19 protein-coding genes are annotated in these 24,989 nt (G+C 72.7%); 14 read left to right on the top strand and 5 right to left on the bottom strand.

All coding sequences use genetic code 11. The features are described 5' to 3' along the window. Nucleotides 1–13 precede the first annotated feature (13 nt). The 4 genes from IW249_RS04060 to IW249_RS04045 all read right to left on the bottom strand — a co-directional run bounded on the left by IW249_RS04060 (nt 14) and on the right by IW249_RS04045 (nt 6,575). Complete coding sequence (locus IW249_RS04060; protein ID WP_196919580.1) at nt 14–3,766, bottom strand: multifunctional oxoglutarate decarboxylase/oxoglutarate dehydrogenase thiamine pyrophosphate-binding subunit/dihydrolipoyllysine-residue succinyltransferase subunit; 3,753 nt, start codon at nt 3,764–3,766, stop codon at nt 14–16. A 275-nt stretch (nt 3,767–4,041) separates the two neighbouring features. Continuing rightward, the gene (locus IW249_RS04055; RefSeq protein ID WP_196919579.1) at nt 4,042–4,854 is read right to left on the bottom strand and encodes an ABC transporter permease; all 813 of its coding nucleotides are present in this window, start codon (nt 4,852–4,854) and stop codon (nt 4,042–4,044) included. After that, entirely contained in the window at nt 4,851–5,786 is a 936-nt protein-coding gene (locus tag IW249_RS04050; protein WP_196919578.1) for an ABC transporter ATP-binding protein, read from the bottom strand. Before IW249_RS04050 ends, IW249_RS04055 begins: the two co-directional genes overlap by 4 nt. A 141-nt stretch (nt 5,787–5,927) precedes the next feature. Next, nucleotides 5,928–6,575 carry a hypothetical protein gene (locus IW249_RS04045; protein ID WP_196919577.1) on the bottom strand — a complete coding sequence of 216 codons (648 nt, stop codon included), beginning with the start codon at nt 6,573–6,575 and terminating at the stop codon, nt 5,928–5,930. Nucleotides 6,576–6,724: 149 nt separating this feature from the next. Here IW249_RS04045 and IW249_RS04040 point away from each other — a divergent pair, with 149 nt between their 5' ends. The 9 genes from IW249_RS04040 (at nt 6,725) to IW249_RS04000 (ending at nt 16,100) form a co-directional block, all read left to right on the top strand. Further along, nucleotides 6,725–7,498 (top strand): GNAT family N-acetyltransferase, encoded by a 774-nt coding sequence (locus IW249_RS04040; RefSeq protein ID WP_196919576.1) that lies wholly within the window; start codon nt 6,725–6,727, stop codon nt 7,496–7,498. After that, nucleotides 7,495–8,433: a lysophospholipid acyltransferase family protein gene (locus tag IW249_RS04035; protein WP_196919575.1), complete on the top strand. Its 939-nt coding sequence runs from the start codon at nt 7,495–7,497 to the stop codon at nt 8,431–8,433. Before IW249_RS04040 ends, IW249_RS04035 begins: the two co-directional genes overlap by 4 nt. A gap of 124 nt (nt 8,434–8,557) precedes the next feature. Then, nucleotides 8,558–9,382, top strand: a complete 825-nt coding sequence (locus tag IW249_RS04030; protein WP_196919574.1) for a DUF4097 family beta strand repeat-containing protein — start codon at nt 8,558–8,560, stop codon at nt 9,380–9,382. Beyond that, nucleotides 9,379–9,990 carry a PadR family transcriptional regulator gene (locus tag IW249_RS04025; RefSeq protein WP_196919573.1) on the top strand — a complete coding sequence of 204 codons (612 nt, stop codon included), beginning with the start codon at nt 9,379–9,381 and terminating at the stop codon, nt 9,988–9,990. Before IW249_RS04030 ends, IW249_RS04025 begins: the two co-directional genes overlap by 4 nt. A gap of 85 nt (nt 9,991–10,075) precedes the next feature. Continuing rightward, nucleotides 10,076–10,777, top strand: coding sequence for a response regulator transcription factor (locus IW249_RS04020; protein ID WP_030336721.1), 702 nt, complete (start codon nt 10,076–10,078; stop codon nt 10,775–10,777). Next, nucleotides 10,774–12,336, top strand: coding sequence for a sensor histidine kinase (locus IW249_RS04015; RefSeq protein ID WP_196919572.1), 1,563 nt, complete (start codon nt 10,774–10,776; stop codon nt 12,334–12,336). Before IW249_RS04020 ends, IW249_RS04015 begins: the two co-directional genes overlap by 4 nt. Nucleotides 12,337–12,398: 62 nt before the next feature. Beyond that, on the top strand, nt 12,399–14,042 hold the full coding sequence (locus IW249_RS04010; protein ID WP_196919571.1) for a trypsin-like peptidase domain-containing protein: 1,644 nt from the start codon (nt 12,399–12,401) through the stop codon (nt 14,040–14,042). 182 nt (nt 14,043–14,224) lie between these two features. Further along, entirely contained in the window at nt 14,225–14,896 is a 672-nt protein-coding gene (locus tag IW249_RS04005) for a BON domain-containing protein (protein ID WP_196919570.1), read from the top strand. Nucleotides 14,897–15,044: 148 nt separating this feature from the next. Then, nucleotides 15,045–16,100, top strand: coding sequence for a glycosyltransferase family 4 protein (locus tag IW249_RS04000; RefSeq protein ID WP_196924627.1), 1,056 nt, complete (start codon nt 15,045–15,047; stop codon nt 16,098–16,100). An 18-nt stretch (nt 16,101–16,118) separates the two neighbouring features. On the opposite strand, the gene IW249_RS03995 is transcribed toward IW249_RS04000, so the two are convergent. Next, a complete protein-coding gene (locus IW249_RS03995; protein ID WP_196919569.1) occupies nt 16,119–17,618 on the bottom strand; it encodes a serine/threonine-protein kinase in 1,500 nt (499 codons plus the stop codon). 165 nt (nt 17,619–17,783) lie between these two features. Between IW249_RS03995 and IW249_RS03990 the strand changes: the two genes are divergently transcribed. The 5 genes from IW249_RS03990 to IW249_RS03970 all read left to right on the top strand — a co-directional run bounded on the left by IW249_RS03990 (nt 17,784) and on the right by IW249_RS03970 (nt 24,784). After that, entirely contained in the window at nt 17,784–18,617 is an 834-nt protein-coding gene (locus IW249_RS03990) for a patatin-like phospholipase family protein (protein WP_196919568.1), read from the top strand. Further along, nucleotides 18,617–19,621, top strand: a complete 1,005-nt coding sequence (locus IW249_RS03985) for a 1-acyl-sn-glycerol-3-phosphate acyltransferase (protein ID WP_196919567.1) — start codon at nt 18,617–18,619, stop codon at nt 19,619–19,621. The genes IW249_RS03990 and IW249_RS03985 overlap by 1 nt, the downstream gene beginning before the upstream one ends. A gap of 143 nt (nt 19,622–19,764) precedes the next feature. Continuing rightward, nucleotides 19,765–20,085, top strand: coding sequence for a divalent-cation tolerance protein CutA (gene cutA / locus IW249_RS03980; protein WP_091406014.1), 321 nt, complete (start codon nt 19,765–19,767; stop codon nt 20,083–20,085). 48 nt (nt 20,086–20,133) lie between these two features. Beyond that, nucleotides 20,134–23,598, top strand: a complete 3,465-nt coding sequence (locus IW249_RS03975) for an SCO7613 C-terminal domain-containing membrane protein (RefSeq protein WP_196919564.1) — start codon at nt 20,134–20,136, stop codon at nt 23,596–23,598. Between the two features lie 136 nt (nt 23,599–23,734). Further along, nucleotides 23,735–24,784 (top strand): fatty acid desaturase family protein, encoded by a 1,050-nt coding sequence (locus IW249_RS03970; RefSeq protein WP_196919562.1) that lies wholly within the window; start codon nt 23,735–23,737, stop codon nt 24,782–24,784. The last annotated feature ends 205 nt before the right edge of the window (nt 24,785–24,989 follow it).

The following is a 24,989-nucleotide window of genomic DNA, read 5'->3' as shown; positions in this document are numbered from 1 at the left end:
TGCTCAGGTCAGGTCACGGGCGGGGGAGAGCCGCCTCGATCAGCGCGTTCTGCTCGACCTCGTGGGTCTTGGCCGAGCCGACCGCCGGGGCGGCCGCGGCCGGGCGGGAGATCCGCCGCAGCCGAACGTCAGTGAGGTGCTCCAGCAGGTTGAGCGCGACGAACGACCAGCCACCCTGGTTGGCCGGCTCCTCCTGCACCCAGGCGAAGTCCTCCGCGTTCGGGAACTGCGCGAGGGCGGCCCGGATCTCCTCCACCGGCAGCGGGTACAGCTGCTCGAGCCGGAGGATCGCGGTGTCGGTGACGCCGCGCTCCTGCCGGGCCTGGAACAGGTCGTAGTAGACCTTGCCGGAGCACAGCAGCACCCGCTTCACCGCCTCCGGTGCCGGGGCGGCCGTGTCGCGCAGCACCGGCTGGAAGGTGCCGGTGGTGAAGTCCTCCACCGACGAGACGCAGAGCTTGTGCCGCAGCAGCGACTTCGGCGTGAACACCACAAGCGGCTTGCGCTTGGGCGACAGGGCCTGGCGGCGCAGCAGGTGGAAGTAGTTCGCCGGGGTGGTCGGGATGGACACCCGCATGTTGTCCTCGGCGCACATCTGCAGGAACCGCTCCGGCCGGCCGGAGGTGTGGTCCGGGCCCTGGCCCTCGTGGCCGTGCGGCAGCAGCAGGGTGATGGCGGAGCGCTGGCCCCACTTCACCTCACCGGACGAGATGAACTCGTCGATCACCGACTGGGCGCCGTTGACGAAGTCGCCGAACTGGGCCTCCCAGGCGACGAGGGCGTTGATGTTCTCCACCGAGTAGCCGTACTCGAAGCCCATCGCCGCGTACTCGCTGAGCAGCGAGTCGTGCACGAAGAACCGGGAACGGTCGCCGTCGCCGGTGAGCGACTTCAGCGGCAGGTAGTCGTCGCCGGTGCGGGAGTCGACCACCGAGGCGTGCCGCTGCACGAACGTGCCGCGACGCGAGTCCTGGCCGGCGAGCCGGACGGTGACACCGTCGTGCAGCAGCGCCCCGAGCGCGATGATCTCGCCGAAGCCCCAGTCGATGTTGCCCTCGACGGACATCTTGGCCCGCCGGTCCAGCAGTTGCTGGATCCGCTTGTGCGGGGTGAAGCCCTCCGGCAGGTTGATGTGCGCCTCGCCGATGGCCTTGACCACTGACGCGTCGGTGGCGGTGTCGACCTGCGGCTCCGGCTCCTCCTCGCGGCGCGGCCGGTTGAGCTGGCGCGGTGCCGAGGCGGCGTCCCGGGTGGCCTTGAAGACCTTCTCCAGCTGCGCCTGGTAGTCGCGCAGCAGCTCCTCCGCGTCTTCCACCGTGATGTCGCCGCGACCGATCAGCTCCTCGGTGTAGAGCTTGCGGACCGAGCGCTTCGAGTCAATGATCTTGTACATCTGGGGGTTGGACATCGACGGGTCGTCGCCCTCGTTGTGCCCGCGCCGGCGGTAGCAGACCATGTCGATCACGACGTCCTTGTTGAACGTCTGCCGGTATTCGAAGGCCAGCCGGGCCACCCGGACCACGGCCTCCGGGTCGTCGCCGTTCACGTGGAAGATCGGCGCCTGGATCATCCGGGCCACGTCGGTGCTGTAGAGGCTGGACCGGCTGTATTCGGGGGCGGTGGTGAAGCCGACCTGGTTGTTGACCACCACGTGCACCGTGCCGCCGGTGCGGTAGCCGCGCAGCTGCGACAGGTTGAGCGTCTCGGCGACCACGCCCTGCCCGGCGAAGGCGGCGTCACCGTGCACCGCCAGCGGCAGCACGGTGTAGCCCTCCAGCTTGAGGTCGATCCGGTCCTGCTTGGCCCGGACGATGCCCTCCAGCACCGGGTCGACGGCCTCCAGGTGCGAAGGGTTGGCCACCACCGACACCTTGACCGCGTGCTCACCGTCCGGGGTGGTGAACTTGCCGTTCTGACCCAGGTGGTACTTCACGTCGCCGGAACCCTGCGTCGAGCGCGGGTCCAGGTGGCCTTCGAACTCCGAGAAGATCTTCTCGTACGGCTTGCCGACGATGTTGGCCAGCACGTTCAGCCGACCCCGGTGGGCCATGCCGATGACGACCTCGTCCAGCCCGTTCTCGGCGGAGGACTCCAGCACCTCACCGAGCAGCGGGATCAGCGACTCGCCGCCCTCCAGCGAGAAGCGCTTCTGGCCGACGTACTTCGTCTGGAGGAAGGTCTCGAACGCCTCGGCCGCGTTGAGCCGGTTGAGCACGTGCTTCTGCTCGTCGGCGGACGGCTTCTCGTACTTGCGCTCGATCCGTTCCTGGACCCAGCGCCGCTCCTCCGGGTCCTGGATGTGCATGTACTCGATGCCGACCCGGCGGCAGTACGAGTCGCGCAGCACGCCGAGGATCTCGCGCAGCTTCATCCGCTGCCGGCCGGCGAAGCCGTTGACCGGGAACTCGCGGTCCAGGTCCCACAGGGTGAGCCCGTGCTGGAGGACGTCCAGGTCGGGGTGCTTGCGGATCTTGAATTCCAGCGGGTCGGTGTCGGCCATCAGGTGACCGCGCACCCGGTACGCGTGGATCAGCTCGTGCACCCGGGCGGTCTTGTTGATCTGACCCTCGGAGTTCACAGCGACGTCGCGCATCCAGCGCACCGGCTCGTACGGGATGCGCAGCGCGGTGAAGATCTGGTCGTAGAAGCCGTGCTCGCCCAGGATCAGCTCGTGCATCACCTTGAGGAACTCGCCGGACTGCGCGCCCTGGATGATCCGGTGGTCGTACGTGCTGGTCAGCGTGATGATCTTGCTGACCGCCAGCTCGGCGAGGGTGGCCTCGGACATCCCCTGGTAGGGGGCCGGGTACTCCATCGCGCCGACGCCGATGATCGCGCTCTGCCCCTGCATGAGCCGCGGCATCGAGTGCACGGTGCCGATGCCGCCCGGGTTGGTCAGCGAGATCGTGGTGCCGGAGTAGTCCTCCATGGTCAGCTCGTTGCGCCGCGCCCGTCGGACCACGTCCTCGTACGCCTGCCAGAACTGCCGGAAGTCCATCTGCTCGCAGCCCTTGATGGAGGGGACCACCAGGTTGCGGCTGCCGTCCGGCTTGGCCAGGTCGATCGCGATGCCGAGGTTGACGTGTGCCGGGCGGACCACCGCCGGCTTGCCGTTGGCCTCGGCGAAGGAGTTGTTCATCTCGGGGTGCTGGACCAGCGCGCGCACCATCGCGTAGCCGACCAGGTGGGTGAAGCTGACCTTGCCGCCCCGCCCACGGGCGAGGTGGTTGTTGATCACGATGCGGTTGTCCACCAGCAGCTTGGCCGGGACCGCGCGCACGCTTGTCGCGGTGGGCACGCTGAGCGAGGCGTCCATGTTCTGGACGATCTTCGCGGCGACGCCCCGCAACGGGGTGGTCTGCGGGCCGTCGGCGCTCGGCGCTGCCGCCTTGGCGGCCGGCTTGGCCGGAGCGGCCTTCTCCGGCGTGGCCTTGGGGCTGGCCGGAGCGGGCTTGGCCGGTGCCGGCTGGGCGGCGGCCGGCTTGCTCGCGGCCGCTGGCTTGGCCGGGACGCTCGGCTGGGCGACAGTGGCGGCTGCCTCCGGCTGCCCGTCCGGCTCGGGGGCGGCGGCGGGCTTGTCCGACGATTCGACGCCGCGCGGCGTGGCCGCGCCCGGTGCCGGCCGGTAGTCGGCGAAGAAGTCGTGCCAGGCCGAATCGACGCTCGATGGGTCGGCGAGGTAGCGCTGGTACATCTCCTCGACGATCCACTCATTCGGGCCGAAACCCGCCAGTGGGTTCTCCTGCGAAGTCTGCTGGGTCGACACGGCCGGTAATCGCCTCTTTCACGCGGGTTTGTGTGGCACGCGGTGGGTCGTCGCGCCCGATGAGGAGCACGGACTGGACGGCTCCAAGGCTACGCCGTACCGATCCCGCAGGCATTTCCGCCTCGGACCCGTGGCCGGTTTCACAGAAGATGCCAGAAGTTCGGCAACGCCTGCGCGCACCGTGTCGAACTGGTAACACCCAGCCGGGTGCCGACGGTGACGCCCGACCCCGGAGCGGCCAGCTCGTCGCCGCCGCCCCGGGGTCGCGGACGCCGTCAGGCGATGTCGCGCCGTCGGGTGAGCAGGACCCCGACAACTCCGCTGACCAGCGCGTAGCCGATCAGCACCAGGGCACCCACCCACCAGGACGGGGTGAACTCCGAGGTGCCCTCCGTGATCATGACCTGGGATGCCACAGCGGGCCAGATCACCTGCCACTTGAGCACCGCCTGGCTGTCGAGGAGATTCGACAGGAGCAGGAAGAGCAGACCCACCACCTGGGTGCCGATCAGATAGAGCACCGCCGCCGTGATCACCGCTCCGAGCTGGTTGGTGATCAGCGTGCCGATGCCCACCCCGAGGATCGTCCAGATGGCGTAGGCCAGCAGGTTGAACAGCAGCGCCCGCTGCACCGGCCACTCACCGAGCTGGGTGCCGTAGTCGTTCGCGGACAGGAAGATCGAGCCGGCGGCCAGGTCGATCAGCGTGGTCGCCAACCAGAACATGAAGCCGAGCAGGCTGGCGGCGACGAGCTTGCTGACGATGACCGACGTGCGCCGGGGAGTCGTCAGGAACGTCGTGGTCGCGGTCTGGTGGAAGAACTCGTTGGTGACCATCAGGATGCCGATGAGCATCACGAACATCAGCCCGAGGTACTGGCCCGAGGTGTAGAGGTTCGCCGCCTGCGCCGGCGCGGTCGCCTGCTCGGCGCTGACGCCGATCTCGTCGGCGTCGCCGCCGAGCGCCGTGACGGCCAACCACGCATTGATCGCGAACGCCAGGGCGATCGACAGGAACGCGCCGAGAGCCAGCCACCACCAGGTGCTGGTGGTACGGATCTTGAGTAGCTCGGATCGGACCAGGTTCATCGGATGCCCGCCTTTCCGGCCGTCAGCTCCAGGAAGACCCGTTCCAGATCGGGCCGTTCGGTGGTCAGTTCGTGCAGCTCGACCCCGGCCGCGAGGGCGGACCGGCCGATCGTCGGGGCGTCCACCCCGCCGACCAGCAACACACCCTGCTCGTCGGTCTCGATGGTCGCCGACTGCGCCTTCAGGGCGGCGGTCAACGCCTCGGCCTGCGGGGTGCGGACCCGGACCCGGGCGCCCTGGGCCATCGACCCGAGCACCTGCTCGACCGGACCCTGCCGGACCAGCTGCCCGGCCGCGATGATCACCACGTCGTCGGCGAGCAGCTGCATCTCCGACAGCAGGTGGCTGGAGACGAGCACCGTACGGCCCTCGTGGGCGAGGTTCTTGAGGAACCCACGCATCCACCGGATGCCCTCCGGGTCCAGCCCGTTGGCCGGCTCGTCGAGGATCAGCACGCGGGGGTCACCGAGCATCGCGGCGGCGATGCCGAGCCGCTGCTTCATGCCCAGCGAGTAACCCTTGAACTTTCGCTTCGCCGCCGGGGTCAGCCCGACCAGGGCCAACGCTTCGTCGGCCCGCTCCTTGGGCAGCCCGGCCGCCGCGCAGATGACCCGGAGGTGGTTGATGCCGGTGCGGCCCTTGTGCGCGCTGGACGCCTCCAGTACCGCTCCGACCTGCCGCAGCGGGTCGGAGAGGTCGGCGTACCGCCGACCGCTGATGGTGGCGGTGCCGGCGGTCGGCGTGACCAGGTTCAGCAGCATGCGCAGCGTGGTGGTCTTGCCGGCGCCGTTCGGGCCGAGGAAGCCGGTCACCCGCCCCGGCGCCACGGTGAAGGACAGGTTGTTCACCGCCCGGACGTTCTTGTACTGCTTCGTCAGACCGGACACCACGATCTGACCGTCGCTGGTGGGGCTTCGCTGCCCGTCAGACATCGTTCTCCTCCCGTGTGTGGCGTAGAGGTACGCCGTGGCACAGCGTGACGGCCCGTGGCAACAAGGTCAATCAGGCGCGGTCGGTACGTTTGCCTCCGTCGCGGGGTGGAGGCGACTCATCCCTGCGGACGACGAACGGGTTCAGCGGGCGATCCAGGTCGCCCGGGCCGCGCCGAGCAACGACCCGTCCGGGCCGTACAGGCTGGTGTGCACGAGTGCCTTGCGCCCATCGACGCGCAGCAACTTTCCGGTGACCACGCACTGGTCGCCCGGCCCGGGCAGCGCCGCGACCATGGCGGCGATCCGGCCCAGCAGGTACGGGCGGCCCGGCGCGAGCACCGCCCAACCACCGGGGCAGTCCAGCGCCGCCCAGACCGTGGCCACGCTGACCTGCTCGGGCGCGCGGAACGGCGCGGCGGTCCGGCCATCCGGCAGCCCGCCGGGGAAGATCCGCAGCCCGTCGGCCCGCTGCGGCCCGCAGACGTAACAGGTGGGGAACGGATGCTCGACCAGGCCGGGGTAGCGGGCCGCGGCGGCCACCGCCGTGTCCAGGTCGACAGGGGGTACGACGACATCGATCACCCCGGCCGGGCGCACCTCGGCCACCAGCTCGCCGGTCGGGTCCCGGACCTCGCCGTCGACCACTGTCAGCTCGGTCTCCAGCGGTGGGGGCCGGCGCAGCGTCACCTCGACCGGCCCGCTGCCGCCCGCCTCGGCGGCGAAGACCCCCGCGCTCCAGCCGCCGTTGCCGGAACCGGCGGGCCCGTTGTAGCGGGACTCGATGCGCATCGTCGACCTCCGGTGGTGCGTGCCGGCGTCGTCGCCGGTCCGTTCCGCAGCCTCGCACGACCGCTGTGCGAGCCATCTGCCGGCCGGCGTTCATCCTGCCGACACCAGTGGTCCCCGTGAATGGCAACCCGGGCCCTTACACAGATCCCATGGCCGTTCTGCATGCCGCTGGCGCACCCCTGAAGACCAGCGGATACACCCTGCTGATCGCCGACGACCCCACCCAGGTCGCGGCCGCGCAACGCCTGCGCCACGAGGTGTTCGCCACCGAGCTCGGCGCCACCCTCCTTCCCGGCGAGGCCGGGCTGGACGTGGATCCCTTCGACGCGTACTGCGACCACCTGATCGTTCGCGAGGACAGCACCGGCGAGGTGGTCGGTACGTACCGGCTGCTGCCGCCGGGGCGCACCACCCGGCGCTACGCCGAGGACGAGTTCGACCTGAGCCCCCTCGACCCGCTCCGGGGCGACCTGGTCGAGGCGGGTCGGTCCTGCGTGCATCCGGACCACCGCTCCGGCGCGGTGATCAACCTGATGTGGGCGGGCATCATCAGGTACCTGCACCTGCGCGGCTCCCGCTGGCTCGGCGGTTGCGCGTCGGTGCCGGTGGGCGACGGCGGGCGGACGGTCGCCGAGGTGTGGACCCAGGCCCGGGCCCGCCACCTGTCGCCGCCGCCGCTGCGGGTCCGGCCGTTGCGGCCCTGGTTCACCGAGGCGGCTGCCGCCGGCCCGGTCGCCGCCGCCCCGACCGGACGGGTCGCGTTTCCGCCGCTGTTGCGGGGCTATCTCCGGCTCGGCGCGTGGATCTGCGGCGAGCCGTCGTACGACAGCGACTTCGGGTGCGCGGACTTCTACGTCCTCTTCTCCCTGGACCGGATGAACCCGCGCTACCTGCGGCACTTCCTGGGCGGAGAGCAGCGGTGACCGCCGTGCCGCGTGACCTGTGGCGGCCCTCCTCGGGCTGCGACGACGACTGCCTGCCGGCGGCCGGCGAGGTGCCCACGGTGCCGGTGGCCCGCCGGGTGCTCAGGCTGGTCGCCGCGCTCGGCATGCTGCTGGCCGGGATCCCGGTGGTACTGCTGTTGCCGGTGCTCCCCACCCGGGAACGGCAGGTTCTGCTCAGTGGCTGGGCGCGGGCCACCGCGCGTGCCTTCGGCGTCCGCCTCGTGGTCAAGGGTCGGCTGCCCCGGCGGCGCGCGCTGCTGGTCGCCAACCACGTCTCCTGGCTGGACATCCTCGCGGTGCTGGCGGTCGCGCCCACCCGGATGGTCGCGAAGCGGGAAATCCGCTCCTGGCCGGTGGTCGGTCTGCTGGCCGCGGCGGCGGGCACTGTCTTCGTGGACCGCGCCCGGCCGCTGGCGCTGCCGAGGACCGTGGGCCGGGTCGCCGACGCGCTGCGCGCCGGTCGGTCGGTGGCGGTCTTTCCGGAGGGTACGACGTGGTGCGCCGGGAAGGACGCCACCGACTGCCGCCCCGGTGGTGGTTTCCGGCCCGCGACGTTCCAGGCGGCCATCGACACGGGCAGCCCGGTGGTGCCGCTGCGGCTCACCTACCGCTGTCTGGTCACCGGGTCGACCACCACGGCAGCCGCCTTCCTCGGTGCGGACACCCTGCTGCGCTCGGTGGCCCGGGTGGTCGCGGCGCGGGAACTGGTGGTCTCGGTGACGATCGCCGGCGCGCTGCACCCGGCCCGTGACGCCGATCGACGGTTGCTGGCCCGGGCCGCCGAGTCGGCCGTACACCTGGTGCCCACGGCGGGTGCCGGGGCGCGGGCCCGGCTGCGGCCGGTGCCGACGGTGACCCCCGCCGTTCCCGTGCCGACGCGGCTCGCCGATCGGGAGCTGGACCTGGCGGCCTGACGGGAGCCACGCCGGACGTCGGGCCGGCGACCAACTCCCGACAGTCTTGTAGTGTCGCGATGTATCGCGTTACAGTCTCCTCCTGTTCGGCGTGCCTCCCGCGCGTCGTCGAGAGGGGGACGCCATGGCCGGATGGACGGTCGAGAGCCCGCAACGGCTCACAGTGGACGCTCCGGTCGTCCGGCTGGACGTTCGACTGATCAGTGGACGGCTCAACGTGGTCGCCACCGACGGGCCGACCCGGATCGACGTGACCCAGGTCGGCCGTCGGCCGGTCCTGGTCGACCACACCGACGGCCGGCTCAGCATCCGCCAGGAGCGCGGTCGCGGCTGGTCGGACCTGCTGCGGTGGTTCCGGATGATCCACCGCTATCCCCGGGTGGACGTCTCCGTCGCGGTGCCCGCCGACGTCCTCGCCGACCTGGGCCTGGTCGCGGGCTCGCTGGTCGCCTCCGGCCTGCGCCGGCAGACCACAGTCAACGTCGTCGCCGGCCAGATCACCCTGATGGGGCTGCGCGGCAGCACCTCCGCGAAGCTCACCTCGGGGCCGGTGGAGGCGCTCGGCGTCCGAGGCGACCTCACAGTGGAGACGGTCTCCGGGGAGGTGATCCTCGCCGACAGCGCCGCCGACCGGGTACGGGCGCAGACCGTCTCCGGCGCCATCACCTGCGACCTGGACAACCCCCGGGGCAGCGAGATCCGGTTGACCACCATCTCGGGCAGCATCACCGTCCGGGTCCGCGCGGACAGCGACCTCGCCGTCCAGCTGAACACCGCCTCCGGGCGCATCACCAGCGGCTTTCCGCAGCTGCGCACCTCGACGTTCCCACTGCCCAGCAGCGAGGGGGTGCTCGGCGCCGGCGAAGGTAAGCTCTGGGCTTCCGCGACCTCGGGGAGCATCGCCCTGCTCGCCCGAGCCGTCGACGACGATGGGGAGGAGCTGCCGTGACCGCCGTGTTCAGCCACGGGCGGCTCCGGCTCTACCTGCTCAAGCTCCTCGACGACGGCCCGAAGCACGGCTACGAGCTGATCCGCCTGCTGGAGGACCGGTTCCTCGGGCTGTACGCGCCCAGCGCCGGCACCATCTACCCCCGCCTGCAACGGCTGGAGGTCGAGGGTCTGGTCAGCCACACAGCGGCCGGTGGGCGCAAGACGTACGACATCACCGACGCCGGCCGCGAGGAGCTGCGCCAGCGGGCCGGCGAGTTGACAGCGCTGGAAACGGACATCGCGGCCTCCGTCGCGGACCTCTCCAGCCTGGCCGGCGAGATCCGCAGTGAGGTACGCGGATCGGCACGCGACCTCAAGCGGGAGCTGAGCGAGGCCACCCGGCAGACCCGGCGGGCCCGCTGGGAGGCGCCCGCGCCGCCGCCCCGGCCGGCGTCGACCGGAGGGCCGCAGGCCGAGCTGCTCGACGAGCTGGACCAGCGGCTGGCCGCGTTCACCGCCGAGGTGGGCCGGCTGATGCGCGCCCGACAGTTCAGCGACACCCAGCTGCGCACCGCGATCCGGCTGCTCGACGGCGCCCTCGACGGGCTGCGTCGCCTGCTGCGCTGACCGATGTCGCCGACCGCCGGCGACTCACAGCCTTTTTGCAGGAAGCGTCCAGCGCTGGCGCAGTGATGTCACCGATGATGGGCGCATGCCCGCTACCCAGACCGAGGCGCGACTGCTCGTCGTCGAGGACGACCCCAACATCCTCGAACTGCTCTCCGCGAGCCTGCGGTTCGCGGGCTTCGACGTGGCCACAGCGACAAGTGGGAGCGCCGCGCTCAACGCCGCCAAGGACCACCGGCCCGACCTGGTGGTGCTCGACGTGATGCTCCCCGACCTCGACGGCTTCGAGGTCATCCGGATGCTCCGCGAGGGCGGCACGCGTACCCCGGTGGTGTTCCTGACCGCCCGGGACGCCACCGACGACAAGATCCGTGGGCTGACCCTGGGCGGCGACGACTACGTCACGAAGCCGTTCAGCCTGGAGGAGCTGACCGCCCGGATCCGCGCTGTGCTGCGCCGCACCACTACCGGCGAGCAGGCCCCGTCCCGGCTCACCTTCGCCGATCTGGAGTTGGACGAGGAAACCCACGAGGTGCACCGGGCCGGCCAGCGGGTGCAGCTCTCGCCGACCGAGTTCAAGCTGCTGCGGTACCTGATGCTCAACGCCAACCGGGTGCTCTCCAAGGCGCAGATCCTCGACCACGTCTGGAACTACGACTTCCGGGGCGACGACAACATCGTCGAGTCCTACATCTCGTACCTGCGGCGCAAGGTCGACACCACCCAACCCCGGCTGATCCACACTCTCCGCGGCGTGGGGTACGTGCTGCGCAAGCCGGCGGCGTGAACGCGGTCCAGCAGGCGAAGGGACGGGTGCGGGGCGTTCCGCTGCGGGTGAAGCTGGTCACCTCGGTGCTGGCGCTTGTTGCCGTCGCGCTCCTGGTGATCAGCGTCTCGACCGCGTACTTCCTGCACAACTACCTGGTCGACCAGATCGACCAGGAGTTGCGCGCCTCCGCCAAACGGATCCAGTCCATCACGCCGTCGTCGAACGGCGTCCTGCTGCCGACCGACTACGTGATCGTGCTGACCGACGTGGTAACCGGCAAGGCGCAGATCCCGGTGTTCGACACCACCAACTTCCGGATGAACGATCTGCCACCGTGGCCGAACGACGCGAGCGGTTTCCGGGCGGAGGAACAGGCCCGCAATGGTGCTCCGTTCACCGTCCGGGCCCGGGACAGCTCCGTGCGCTGGCGGATGCTCTACACCGAGCTGCCCAGCGGCCAGATGGCCGCGATCGGCCAGCACCTGACGGATGTCGACCTCGCCGTCAAGCGACTGGCGTGGATCGACCTGCTGGTCGGCGGTGCGGTGCTGATCATGCTGGCCTCGGTCGGCGCGGCGGTCGTCCGGACCAGCCTCAAGCCCCTCGTCGAGATCGAACAGACCGCCGCCGCGATCGCCGGCGGTGACCTGACCCGCCGCGTGCCCGACCCGGAAGAGGGGCAGGAGCATCCCACCTCCGAACTCGGGCGGCTCTCCCGTGCGCTGAACGCGATGCTCACCCAGATCGAGGCGGCCTTCACCGCCCGCGCCGCCTCGGAGACCTCGGCGCGCTGGGCGGAGAGTGCCGCCCGGGATGCCGCCGCCGCCGCTCAGGCGTCCGAGGCGCGGGCCATCCGCTCCGAGGAGCGGATGCGGCGGTTCGTCGCGGACGCCTCGCACGAGTTGCGGACTCCGCTGACCACCATTCGCGGCTTCGCCGAGCTGTACCGGCAGGGTGCCGCCCGTGCGCCGGAGCAGACCGCCGGCCTGCTTCGCCGGATCGAGGACGAGGCGGCCCGGATGGGGCTGCTGGTGGAAGACCTGCTGCTGCTCGCCCGGCTGGACATGGAACGACCGCTCTCGCTGACCCCGGTGGAGCTGCCGGTGCTCGCCTCCGACGCGGTGCAGGCCGCGCGGGCGATCGCACCGGACCGGCGGATCGAGCTGGACATCGCGCCCGAATCGGGCCCGCTCGTCGTCTCCGCCGACGACGCGCGGCTGCGTCAGGTGATCGGCAACCTGGTCACCAACGCGCTCACCCACACGCCACCGGAGGCCGAGATCCGGGTACAGCTTCGCGCCGAACCTGGTGGTTTCGCCGTCGTGGAGGTGGCCGACACCGGCCCCGGCCTCTCGGCCGAGCAGGCGGAACGGGTCTTCGAGCGGTTCTACCGGGCCGACGCGGCCCGTACCCGGCGGGCCGACGGCAACACGGGCACCGGCCTCGGCCTGGCCATCGTGGCGGCGCTGGTCGCTGCCCACCACGGCTCGGTCGAGGTGGCCGAGACGCCCGGCGGCGGGGCCACCTTCCGGGTCCGGCTGCCGCTGCTGCCGCAGGTCGACAGAGCGGGCGAGTGACTTTCAGCCAACTTCCAGGACGGTTCCAGGTTGATTGCAGTGCTGCGGGAGAAGGTAGTGCCATGACCGAGTTCGAGTCCGACCCGCAGCGCCGGCCGGCCCCCACCGACGCCGAGCCGTCGCACCCCACCGCCGAGCTGCCGCGCGACGAGCGCGTGCAGTCCGACTCCCCGACCACTCCAGTACCGGTCGTCTCGACCGACGGTGACCCGACGGTCGTCTCCACCGCCCGTGACGCGGAGACCACCGCCGCCACCCCGGCCGCATCGCCCGCCGGGTACGCCGGCTCCTCCGCGCCCGCCGGCCCGCCGGCCGCCGCCCAGCCGACCGGGTACGAGCCGTCGACCGGCTACGAGCGCCCGGCCGCCGCCGCGTCCGCGCCGCCGTACCCGGTCTCCGGTCACCCGGCGCCCGGCCAGCCCGGCTACCCGCAGCCGGCCGCCGGCCACTACCCCGGTGCCCCCTGGTACCAGGGCCAGCAGTCCGGCTGGGCCGGCGGGGGGCAGCCGGGCATGGCGTACGCCCAGCACCAGCAGCACCCCGGGCAGCACGCCCAGCACCCGCAGCACCCTGGACAGCACCCGCAGCACCCGGGCCAGCCGGTCCCGCCGTGGGGCCCGCAGGTCGCGCCGCCCGGCAGCGGCCCCCGGCCGGGTCGGATCGCCAAGTTCGCCGGCGCCGGCGTCGCGGTCTTCGCCCTGATGCTCGGTTCCGGTGTGGCCGGCGGGGCGCTCGCGCTCGCCCTCGACGGAGACAGTGGCGGTATCACCCGCACCTACTCCGCGGCTCCCGTGATCAATGGCGCCGACCTGCCGAAGATCGCCGCGTCGGTGCAGGACAGCGTCGTGTCGATCACCACCGACAGCGGTGAGGGCTCCGGGGTGGTGCTCAGCGCCGACGGGTACGTGCTGACCAACAACCACGTGGTCGCGTCCGCCGCCGGCGACGCGGTACGGGTGGTCTTCGCCGACGGCAAGACCGCCGACGCGAAGATCATTGGCACCGACCCGAAGACGGACCTGGCGGTGGTGAAGGCCAACGGGGTGAGCGACCTCAAGCCCGCCAAGTTCGGCGACAGCGACGCCATGCAGGTCGGCGACCAGGTGCTCGCCCTGGGTAGCCCGCTCGGCCTGCAGGGTTCGGTGACCTCGGGCATCCTCAGCGCCCGGGACCGCACCATCCGGGCCGGCGAGGGGCAGCAGCAGGACCCGACCCAGCAGAGCCAGCCGGTCAGCTCGATCTCCGGCCTGCTCCAGACGGACGCGCCGATCAACCCCGGCAACTCCGGCGGCGCGTTGGTCAACACCCGGGGCGAGGTGATCGGTGTCAACACCGCCATCGCGACCTCCGGGCAGAGCACCGGCAACATCGGTGTCGGGTTCGCCATCCCCAGCAACAAGGCCAAGGACGTCGCGGGCAAGCTCCAGCGTGGCGAGAAGGTCAGCCACCCGTCGCTCGGGGTCGGCGTCAACCAGGCCGAGGGTGGTGGCGCGCTGGTCGCGTCGATCACCCCGGGCAGCCCGGCCGAGAAGGCCGGCCTCCAGCGTGGCGACGTCGTCACCCGCTTCGGCGACAAGCCGGTCAACGACTCGGACGACCTGGTCGGCGCGGTGCAGGCCGGCAAGGTCGGCGACCGGGTCGAGGTGCAGTTCAAGCGCAACGGTGTCGAGAAGTCGGCGACCGTGACGCTCGCCGAGACGTCCTGACCAGCTGTCTGACAGAACCTGCTTCCTCCCTCCGGCGGCGGGTGGCGGGGCCGAGGGGGTCGGCTCCGTCACCCGCCGCTTTTTTCCGCCCGGACGGCGGTTCACCCGGATCGGGTGAACCGCCGTCACCCGTCCGCCCGGCAGGTTCGGTGGGCGACGACCGGAATCGGGGGTGGGGTGCCATGACCGAGGTGGTGGATGTCCGCGACGACCAGCGCATCCAACGCGACGTCCTGGCCGAGCTGGCCTGGGACGCCCGGCTGCAACCGAACGAGATCGGGGTGACCGTCGACCAGGGCGTGGTCACCCTGACCGGATTCGTGGACGGTGCCGCTCGCGGTTGGGCCGCGACCCGGTGCGCCCAGCGGGTCCGTGGCGTACGGGCGGTGGCAGACGAGATGGAGGTGCGGCTGCCCGGCACTCCGGGGCGTACCGACGCCGAGGTCGCCATCGCCGCCATGCGGGCGTTGGAGTGGGACAGCTTCGTGCCGGCCGAACGGCTGGACGTGACAGTGGCCAACGGCTGGCTGATGCTGCGCGGTGAGGTCGAGTTCGGCTGGCAGCGGCGGGCCGCCGAGGGCGAGGCGCGCCGGCTCGACGGCGTCCGGGGGATCACCAACCTGATCGAGGTACGACCTGCGTCGCCACCGGTCGCCGAACGCCTGCGGCGGGACGTCCAACGGGCGCTGTCGCGCACGCTCGGCGGCGAGCGGGTGACCGTCGAGGTGGACGGCGACACGCTGGTCCTCGCCGGGGTGGTCCGGTCCTGGTGGGAACGCGACCAGGTCGAGCGGGTGGCGTGGTCCGCGCCCGGGGTGCGGGTCGTGCACGACCAGCTCCTGGTGGGCGGGTGAGCGTCCGGCGTGTCCCGTTTACCCGCGACGTCACCGGGAAACCGCCGCCGACCGGCGGTGCCGCCGCACCGGGGATCAACGGGGAGGACTCGTGGCCGTGAACCACCCGCCCGCAGGCCGGTCCGACGAGCGGTCGCTGCGCATCGCAATGGTGGTTCCGCCGTGGTTGTCCGTTCCGCCGCCCGGTTACGGCGGCCTTGAGCAGGTCGTCGCGGCCCTGGTGGACGCGCTCTGCGAGCAGGGACACGCGGTGACCCTGTTCGGCGCCGGCGGTGACCACGGCACCGCGGCCGACGGCTTCGTCTCCACCGTCGCCGAGGTCCAGTACGAGCGGCTCGGTGAGTCACTGCCCGAACTGGCTCACCTGGCCCGGGTGAATCGGCTGATCAGCGTGGCCGACTTCGACGTGATCCACGACCACACCACGATCGGTCCGCTGGTCGCCGGCCGCCGGGCCGTGCCGACGGTCGCGACAGTGCACGGGAACCCCGTCGGGGAGTACGGCGACGTGCTGAGCGACATCGACGGAGGCGTCGCTCTGGTGGCCATCTCGCACGCCCAGCGTCGGCTGAACCCGAACCTGCCCTGGGCCGGCACCGTGCACAACGCGCTGGACATCCGGGGCTTCCCGCGCAAGCACACGCCCGGTGCGGGGCCGGTGCTGTGGCTGGCCCGGTTCAGCCCGGACAAGGGCCCGGACACCGCCATCCGGGCGTGCCGGGCGGCCGGGCTGCCGCTGCTGCTGGCCGGCAAGTGCAACGAGCCGGCCGAGCGCCGCTACTACGAGCAGGTCGTCGCGCCGATGATCGACGACGACGTGACAGTCGTGCTCAACGCGGACCGCGCGACGACGCTGCGGATGCTTGTCGACGCCCGCTGCCTGATCATGCCGATCCAGTGGGACGAGCCGTTCGGCATGGTGATGCTGGAGGCGATGGCGACCGGCACGCCGGTGGTCGCGCTCAACCGGGGTGCGGTGCCCGAGTTGGTGCAGCCGGGGCGGACCGGGCTGGTCGTCGAGCGGTCCGAGGAGCTACCGGCCGCGTTGCTCGCGGCGGAGCGACTCGACCCGGAGGACTGCGTGGCGCACGTCGCGCAGAACTTCTCGGTCGAGCGGATGGCGCGCGGCTACGCGGAGGTCTATCGGCGCTTCGCCGTCGGCCGGCACGACGTCAACGAACCGGCCCGGGTGCCGGTGCGCTGACCCAGCCGGGTCGCCGGGTCAGGCCCCGGTCGCGCCCAGTTCGGCGATGGCGGCGTCGAGCCGGGAGGCGTACGCCGGGCTGATGCCGCCCTCACCGAGGCGGACGGTGACCTTGGCGCGCAGCCGGGCCACCGGCGGCGCCAGCTCTTCGCGGCCGGAACTGACCGCCACTGTCAGGTTGCGCAGCTCGTTGCGCAGGTCGAGGGCCACGTCGTCGCGGATCTCCCCGGCGCCCAGGCCGGCGCCGATCAACCCGTCGACCCGGTTCGCGACCTCGGTCAGGGTGCCCGGGTTCGAGGTGGGCGCGCCGGTGGTCGGCTTCGTCGGCGGCGCCGCGGTCGGCGGCGCCGACGTGATGGGCGCGGACGACTCGGGGGCCGGCGGCCCGGTCGACGGGGTCGTCACCGGCCCGGCGGAGGGCTGTGCCCGGCGGGTCGGCTGCTGTTCGGGCAGCAGGGCCACCCCGGCCAGGGTCACCCCGACGGCCAGCACCAGCAGCAGCACCAGCCGCCGCCGCGACCAGCCCGACCCGGCCGCCGGTCCGCCCGCGCCGGAGGAGGCCCCGCCGTCCGAGGTGTCCGCATCCGGTCGCGCCGCTGCCGGGACGCTGGCCGTCGCCACGGCCGGCGACTGCGGTGGCATCGGCTGGGTGGGCACCCGGATGGTCGCGGTCGGGGGCTCGGCGGGCAGCGAGTGGTCGCGCAGCGCGGTGGCGACCTGCCGGGCGGTCGGCCGATCGGCCGGGTTCCGGGCGAGGCTGCGCAGGCAGATCTGGGCCACCGGCGCGGGCAGGTCCGGTAGGTCGGCCAGCGTCGGCGGCGGGCCACTGGCCAGCGCGGCGCTGAGCTGCTCCCAGGTGTCCGCCGGATACGGAACCCGGCCGGTGAGCGCCTCGTGCAACAGCACGCCGAGCGAGTAGACGTCGGTGGACGGTTGGGCCGGCGCGCCGTCGAGACGTTCCGGGGCCACGTACGCCGGGGTGCCGAAGGTCTCGCCGTCCTCGTCCTCGTCGGGCGCGCCGATCCGGGTGGCGATGCCGAAGTCGAGCACCTTGACGCCCGTCCCGGTCATCATCACGTTGGCCGGGGTGATGTCCCGGTGCACGATGCCGAGCCGGTGCGCGGCGGCCAGCGCGTCCGCGACCTGCGCGCCCACCTGGACCGCCTCGGTCCACGGCAACGGCCCCTCGGTGAGCCGAAGCTTCAACTCCTCGCCGCTGAGCAGCTCCATCACCACGAAAGAGGTGATCGAGCCGTCCGGGTCGACCGTCTCGCCGTAGTCGTGCACGGACGTCAGGTGCGGGTGCACCAGCTGGGCGGCAGCCCGTGCCTCCTCGCGCACCATGCCCCGGAACCGCGCGTCGGCGGCGAGGGACGGGGCGAGCACCTTGAGCGCGACCACCCGGTCCAGCACCTCGTCCCGGGCACGCCAGATGACCGACATGCCACCGGCGCCGATCTGGTCCAGAAGTCGGTATCTGCGAGCCAGCAATCGGCCCGGATGCAGCGCTGCCTTCACGGATCGCACCTGCCTCAGGGGTGGGAGCCGTATCAGGTTGCGCGAATGCGTCCGGCCTGTCAACGCCGCCGCCACCGGCCGTCGGCGGACGGTGCCTGCCGTGCGCTGACCGCCGGGCGACGGCAGCCCATCGGTCGGCGGCGGGCCCGTGCCAGGATGAGAGACATGGCGGGGGGACCGGTGGCGTTCGTGCTCGGCGGCGGGGGAGTGCTCGGCGCGGTCGAGGTCGGCATGTTGCGCGCGCTGTTCCGCGCCGGCATCCAACCCGACATGGTGCTCGGCACCTCGATCGGCGCGGTGAACGGCGCGCTGGTCGCCGCCGACCCGTCGGAGGCCGTGACCGACCGGCTGGTCCGGCTCTGGGCCTCACCGGAGGCGAGCGAGGTGTACGGCGACTCGGTGGCCCGGCAGTTGCGCCGCTTCGCCGCCCGCACCCACCTGCACTCACCCCGGCCGCTGCGCCGCCTGTTGGAGACCGAGCTGGGGGTGGACACCACCTTCGCCGATCTGCGGGTGCCGTTCCGGTGCTGCGCCGCCCACATCGAGCGGGCCGCCGAGCACTGGTTCGACAGCGGTCCGGTGGTGCCGGCGGTGATGGCGTCGGCCTCCGTGCCGGGCCTGCTTCCGCCGATGCAGATCGACGGCGCGCACTACGTGGACGGCGGGATCGTCAACTCCATCCCGATCGGTGAGGCGGTGGCCGTCGGCGCCCGCCGGATCTACGTCCTCCAGGTGGGTCGAATCGAACGGGAGCTGACCCCGCCCCGTCGGCCGTGGGAGATCGCGCAGGTCGCGTTCGAGATCTCCCGCCGGCACCGCTTCTTCCGGGAGATGGCGGCGCTGCCCGAGGGGGTGGAGGTGCACGTCCTGCCCACCGGCGGGCTCAACCCCCGCGACGACACGCCGTGGGCGTACCGGGACATGGCGGCTGTGGGACGGCGGATCAGCCGCGCGTACACCGCCTCCCGGCGGTACCTCGCCACCCACCAGGAGCGGTGATGCCGCTGCCTCCCCGGTGGCTGCGTCGGCTGCTGTTGGCCCCCGCCGTCGTACTGGTCGCCTTCCTGGTGGTCACCACGTTGCCGATCTGGGCGCTGCTCGCCGCCGCTGCGTCCCCGCTGGTCCCGGGCCGGCTGCGCCCGCTGCGACTGCTCTGGATCGGCTGCTTCTACCTGGTCTGGGACGCGGCCGCGCTACTCGCGCTCTTCCTGCTCTGGGTCGTCTCCGGTTTCGGCTGGCGGACCCGGTCGCCGGCCTTCCAGCGCGCGCACTACGTGCTGGCCGGCTGGTTCCTGCGGGTGCTGTTCTGGCAGGCACATTGGACACTGCGGTTGCGCATCGACGTGGTCGGCACCGACCCGGACACGGCGCTGCCCGGCCGACCCGAGCTGGTGCTCTGCCGGCACGCGGGGCCTGGCGACTCGTTCATCCTCATCCACGGGCTGGTCAACTGGTTCCACCGGGAGCCCCGGATCGTCCTCAAGGACAGCCTCCAGTGGGATCCGGCAATCGACGTGCTGCTCAACCGGCTGCCCAACCGGTTCATAGCGCCGACACCGGAGCGCGGCGAGGAGACGGTACGCCAGGTCGGGCATCTGGCCACCGGCCTGGACGACAACGACGCCTTCGTGCTCTTTCCGGAGGGCGGCAACTTCACCCCCAGGCGACGGCTGCGCGCCATCGCCCGGCTGCGCTCCCTCGGCCTGGAACGAATGGCCCTGCGCGCCGAGCGGATGCGCCACGTGCTCGCCCCGCAACCCGGTGGGATGCTCGCCGCGCTGGACGCCGCACCGGACGCCGGGGTCATCTTCGTCGCCCACACCGGGCTGGACCGGCTGCTCACCGTCACCGACGTGTGGCGGGAACTGCCGATGGACAAGCGGATCGTGATGCGGTTCTGGTCGGTGCCGCCGGAGGACGTACCGACCGGACGGCAGGAACGCATCGACTGGCTCTTCGACTGGTGGGCGCAGATTGATGCCTGGATCGCCGCTAACCGGTGAGCGCGAGGAGTGCAGCGAAGCGGAGCCCCGCAGTCGCGAACGAAAGGCGGGCTCCGGTGAGCGCGAGGAGTGCAGCGAAGCGGAGCCCCGCAGTCGCGAACGAAAGGCGGGCTCCGCGGCGTTTGGCCGCGTAGGGTGCGGGCGTGGACGAGATCTGCGTGGTGACAACGGTGGTGGATGCGCGTTCGGTCGCCGACGTGTTGGCGGCTGCGGCCGTCGCCGGCAGGCTCGCCGCCTGCGCCCAGGTGGGCGGTCAGGTGGACAGCACCTACTGGTGGCGGTCCGGGATGGAGACGAGCACCGAGTGGTCGGTGCAGTTCAAGACCGCACCGGATCGGCTCACCGCGTTGCTGGACCAGATCCGGGTCAGCCACCCGTACGAGGTGCCGGAGATCCTGGTGTCCAGGGTGGAGAGCGGCAACCCCGACTACGCGACCTGGGTGTACGAGCACACCCGATCCTGAGTACGCGCACTCTGGGTGGCGCCCGGGTCGGCTGTCGATGATGACCGGGTGGACGACACCCGTTACCCCTGCCCCGCCTGCGGTGCGCCGGCCGACCTGAGCGCCGGTTGCTCCGGCTGCCGGCGCGCGCCCGACCCGATCGCCGCCGAGGTGGTTCGGCTGAGCCGGGAGGCCGCCGAGCTTGAGCCGAAGGTGGAGCAGGCGCGCCGCGCGTACACCGAGCTGGCCGGACGTCTGTCGACCGTGTCGCGGCGGCGGGCCGAACTGGCGGCGGTCGTCCGGGCCGGGTTGGCCGCCTCGGTCGTGGCGCGCCCGGCGGCTCTCGTCGGCCCGGCGCCGTCCATCGGCCCGGGTCCCGGGGTGGCGGCGGATTCGCGACCGGGTGCGGCGGAGACCTCGACCCGGACGGTCCAAGGTCTGCTCTTCGTCCTCGGTGGACTCCTGCTGGGCACCGCGGCGGTGGTGTTCACCGCTGTCGCCTGGGCGGCGGTGGGGGTCGCCGGGCGGGCGTTGATCCTGGTGGCGTTCACCGCGCTCGCCCTGGGCGTGCCGCTGCTGGCGGTCCGCCGAGGTTTGCGGGGTACGGCGGAGACGTTCGCCGCGGTGGGGTTGCTGCTGGTGGTGCTGGACGGTTACGCGGCCTGGTCGGTGGACCTGGCCGGCGTGACCGGCTGGCCGGGCAGCCGGTACGCCGCGCTGGTCGGGGGGGCCAGCGCGGCGGTCGCCGTGGCGTACGGCCGGTGGAGCGGGTTGACAGGGCCCTGGTTCGCCGCCCTGGTGGCCGCCCAGCCGGCGTTGCCGCTGCTCGCCGCCGAGGCCGGGCTGGGTGCGGCCGGGTGGGCGTTGGTACTGCTCGGGGTGGCGGCGCTGAACCTGGCCGTGCTGGCGGCGCTGCGGGGCCGGGAAGGGGCGGCGCAGCTCGTCGGCCGGGTGCTGGCCGGCGTTGGTCACGTCGCCGCGCTGGTGGGTGCCGCGGCCTGCGCGGTGGTGCCGCTGGTCAGTGGGCGGGCGGGGGGCTCGCCACTGCTGGCCGGGGTGCCGTTGGTGCTTGTCGCGCTGACCGGGTTCGGCGCGGCCCGGCTCGTCGGGGGGCGGGCGCTGCGGGCCGTGGCGGCAGGGCTGCTGGTGCCGGTGCTCGCAGCCGCCCTGCTGCGTCCGGTGGCGGAGCTGCGGCCGTCCCTGCTGCTGCTCGCAGCGGCGATGGTGGCGCTCGGGCTGGCTGTCGCCGTGCGGTTCGTGCCGGCGGGGGCGGCGGACGGTGGCGGCGGTTGGCGGACCGGCCCGCGGGCCGGTGCGCTGTTCGTCGCGGCGGGGACGGCGCAGGTGACAGTGCTGATCACCGTCGGGCTGGCGGTCGCCACCGTCGGCCGGTCGCTGCCGCCCTGGGGCGGGGCTGGGACGGGGCCGGGCCTGCGCTGGGGCTGGCAGCTGGCACCGGCGGTGGCACTGGCTATCGGCGCCACGGTGCTGCTGCTGCCCCGGAACGCGCGGGCGGTGCTCGCCACGGCCGGGGCGGTGGCGGTGCTGTTCGCCGTACCCGCCGGCTGGACGGCCTCCTGGTCGCAGGTGGTGGCCATCGACCTGGTCGGCGGGGTCGCGTTGCTGCTCGCCGTGCTGGCCCGTCCGACCACCCCGCCGGTCGCCCTGCGCACCCGTGCGCTCGGCGGTGCTGTGCTGCTCGGGCACGGGCTGCTGGTCGCCCTGGCCGCCCCGGCCGGTGCCCTGGTGGCGCTCGGCGTGCTCGCCGTGGTCGGGCTGGCCCTCGCCGTCCGACGGGGGACCGGCGCGTACCGGGAGGTGGCCGGCGCGGGTCTGCTGGTCGGGCAGCTCGCGCTGCCCGGGATCGCGGCGGTGGCGATGTTCGCCGCGGGCGGGTCGCCGTGGTGGCAGGCCCGGCTCGCGCTGGCCGCCGCCGGGCTGTCGCTGGCCGCGGCGCTCGCGGCCCGTCGCCACCGGGTGGAGCTGATCGGGTACGCGCTGACCGGCGCCGTCGTCGCGGTGACAGTGCCGGGCCTCGCGCCACTGGTCGGGGCGGGTGACGAACCGCTCGCGCTGTACGCCGCGCTGGCGGCCCTGGGTGTCGCGTCCGTCGCCTACCTGCTGCCGTCGGCGAGCGCCTCCGGCCCGGCGGCCCTCGGGGACCGCCCGGCGGCCGACGGGAGCGAGCCGGGCCGGTCGGCGCTGTTGCTGGCGGCGGGCGGAACGCTGGCGGCCGTCGCCGTCCTGGCGGTCCTGCCGACGGTGCTGACAGCGCTCGGGTCGCCCTACGGCGGTCGGGACCGGGTGTGGTCGGGGGTGCCCACTGTCGTCGCCGACCCGACGGTGCTCCCGGCCGGGTTCGCGCTGGTCGTGCTGGCAATAGCCGGCGCGCTGACCGGTCGGCGGGCCGGCCTGCCGGTGCCGCCCGCTCTGCCGTTCGTCGCGGCGGCGCTGCCGGTGCTGCTCATCGCGATCGGCGCGCCGTGGCCGGTGCTGCCGGCCGCCGTTCTGCTCGCCGGCCTGGCCGCGCTGCTGTTCACCGCTTTGGCGGCGGCCCGCCTGGCGCTCGCACCGGTCGCCGTGCCGGTGGGCGTGGTGTTGGTGGCCTCCGGTGTGCTCGGTCTGCTGGCCACCCGGGCCGGGACGCTCGCAGCCGAGGGGGCGCTGCTGGTGGCGGCGGTGGCGGTCGCCGCCGGGGCGCGCCGGTTCGAGGTACGGGTCGCCGGTTGTCTCGCCGCCGTGGGCGCGGCGTCCGCGTTGGCGGTGACCGCCCCACTCGCCGGCGGGCTGTCGTTGCGGGCTGCCGCGTACCCACTGCTGGTGGTGGCCGCGTTGGTGCTGGCCGCCGCTGTGGTCACCCCGGCGGGGGCCCGGCTGGGACGGGTGCTGGACGCTGCCGCGCAGGCCGTCGCGCTGGTGGCGGCGGTGCTCGCCGTCGAGGTGGCGCGGCACCTCGCCACCGTCTGCGTGCTCTGGGGTGTCGCCGTCGCGCTGCGGCTGCTGCGCCGGAATGAACCGGCCGGTCGGCGGTGGCCGTTCGCCGGGATCGCCGCCGGCAGCGAACTGCTCGGGGCCTGGGTACTGCTGGCCGCCGGTGGGGTGACAGTGCTGGAGGCGTACACCCTGCCGGCCGCGGCGCTCGCCGTCGGCGCGGGTCTGCTGGCGCTGCGCACCCGGCCGGGGCTGACCAGTTGGCCGGCCCTCGGCCCGGGGCTGGTAGCGGCGTTGCTGCCCAGCCTCGTGTCGGTGCTGGCCGGGCCGGACCCGCAGCCGTGGCGGCGACTGCTCCTCGGCGCGGCGGCCACCGGCGCGGTGCTCGCCGGCGCGACCCGCCGGTGGCAGGCGCCGGTGCTGCTCGGCGGCGGGGTGCTGACGCTGTTGGCGCTGCACGAGGTGGCCCGGGGATGGGACCTGCTGCCCCGGTGGATCTACCTGGGGGTCGGCGGGCTGGCGCTGGTCGGGCTCGCCGCCACCTACGAGCGGCGTCGACGTGACCTGGCTCGACTGCGCGCTGCGGTGGGCCGACTCGGCTGAGCCGAACCAGTAGGGGTAGGGCCTGCCCTACCCCCCATTCGGGGGTTGTCGGGGTTACTCACCGCTACCGCGATCGGGAGACTTGACATTAAGCCCGAACCACCCTGGTACGGGCGCAAGCGGAACGGGAGCAGCGATGGCGCTCGGAGCGGTGGCGGAACCGCCGGTACGACGGCGAGGTAGTGACTACGCACAGTTGTCCCGACGGATCAGCCAGGCGGGCCTGCTGGAGCGGCGCCCCGGCTGGTATGTCACCCGCATCGTGTTCACCCTCGGCGCTTTCGTGGCCGGCTGGGTGGCCGTGTTCCTGCTCGGCGACTCCTGGTGGCAGCTGCCGCTCGCGGCCCTGATGGCGGTGGCCACCACCCAGGTCGCGTTCCTCGGTCACGACGCCGGGCACCGGCAGATGTTCCGTCGGCGTGGCCCCAGCGAGTTGGTGGGGCTGCTCGCCGGCAACGTGGCGGTGGGGATCAGCTACGGCTGGTGGGTCGACAAGCACAACCGGCACCACGCCAACCCGAACCACGAGGACGAGGACCCGGACGTCGGCGCGGGCGCACTGGTGTGGACGCCCGAGCAGGCGATGGAGACCCGGGGGTTCGGCCGTTGGATGGCTCAGCGGCAGGCGTACTTCTTCTTCCCGATGCTGCTGCTGGAGGGTCTGAGCCTGCACGTGGCGAGCATCCGGGCGATCGTCGGCCGCGAGGACGGCAAGTACACCGTCCCGATGCGGCGCCGGGCGGTCGAGGCGGCGTTGCTCGTCGTGCACACCGCCGCCTACGTGGCGCTGCTGTTGGCGGTCATGTCCCCGGTCAAGGCGCTGCTCTTCGCCGTCGTGCACCAGGCGCTGTGGGGCCTCTACATGGGCTGCGCGTTCGCGCCGAACCACAAGGGCATGCCGATGCCGACCGCCGAGGACGAGCTGGACTTCCTGCGTAAGCAGGTGCTGACCTCCCGCAACGTACGCGGCAGCCGACTGGTGGACACCACGCTCGGTGGCCTCAACTACCAGATCGAGCACCACCTCTTCCCGAACATGCCCCGCGCCAACCTGCGCCGGGCCCAGCCGATCGTGCGCGCCTACTGCGTCGAGCAGGGCATCCCGTACGCCGAGACCGGTCTGGTCGAGTCGTACCGGCAGGCACTCGGTCACCTGCACGAGGTGGGGCGGCCGCTGCGCGGCTGAACACACCAGGGGGAAGGCGGGGGCGGTGCCAGACGGCACCGCCCCCGCCTGCGCGTATCGGACCGATCGACACCCCGCTACCGCTGGTCCGTGCCGGCCGTCGTCCCCGGTAGGGTCGGCCCATGGCAGACCTGCTCACCGCGGAAGCGGTGCGAGAAGAGCTGGGCGGGCTGACGGGCTGGTCCCTGGCCCGGCGGATTGACGA

The organism is Micromonospora vinacea (assembly GCF_015751785.1).
Classification (GTDB): Bacteria; Actinomycetota; Actinomycetes; order Mycobacteriales; family Micromonosporaceae; genus Micromonospora; species Micromonospora vinacea.
The sequence above is the reverse complement of the archived record's forward strand: the minus strand, read 5'-3'. Positions and strand labels throughout refer to the sequence as shown.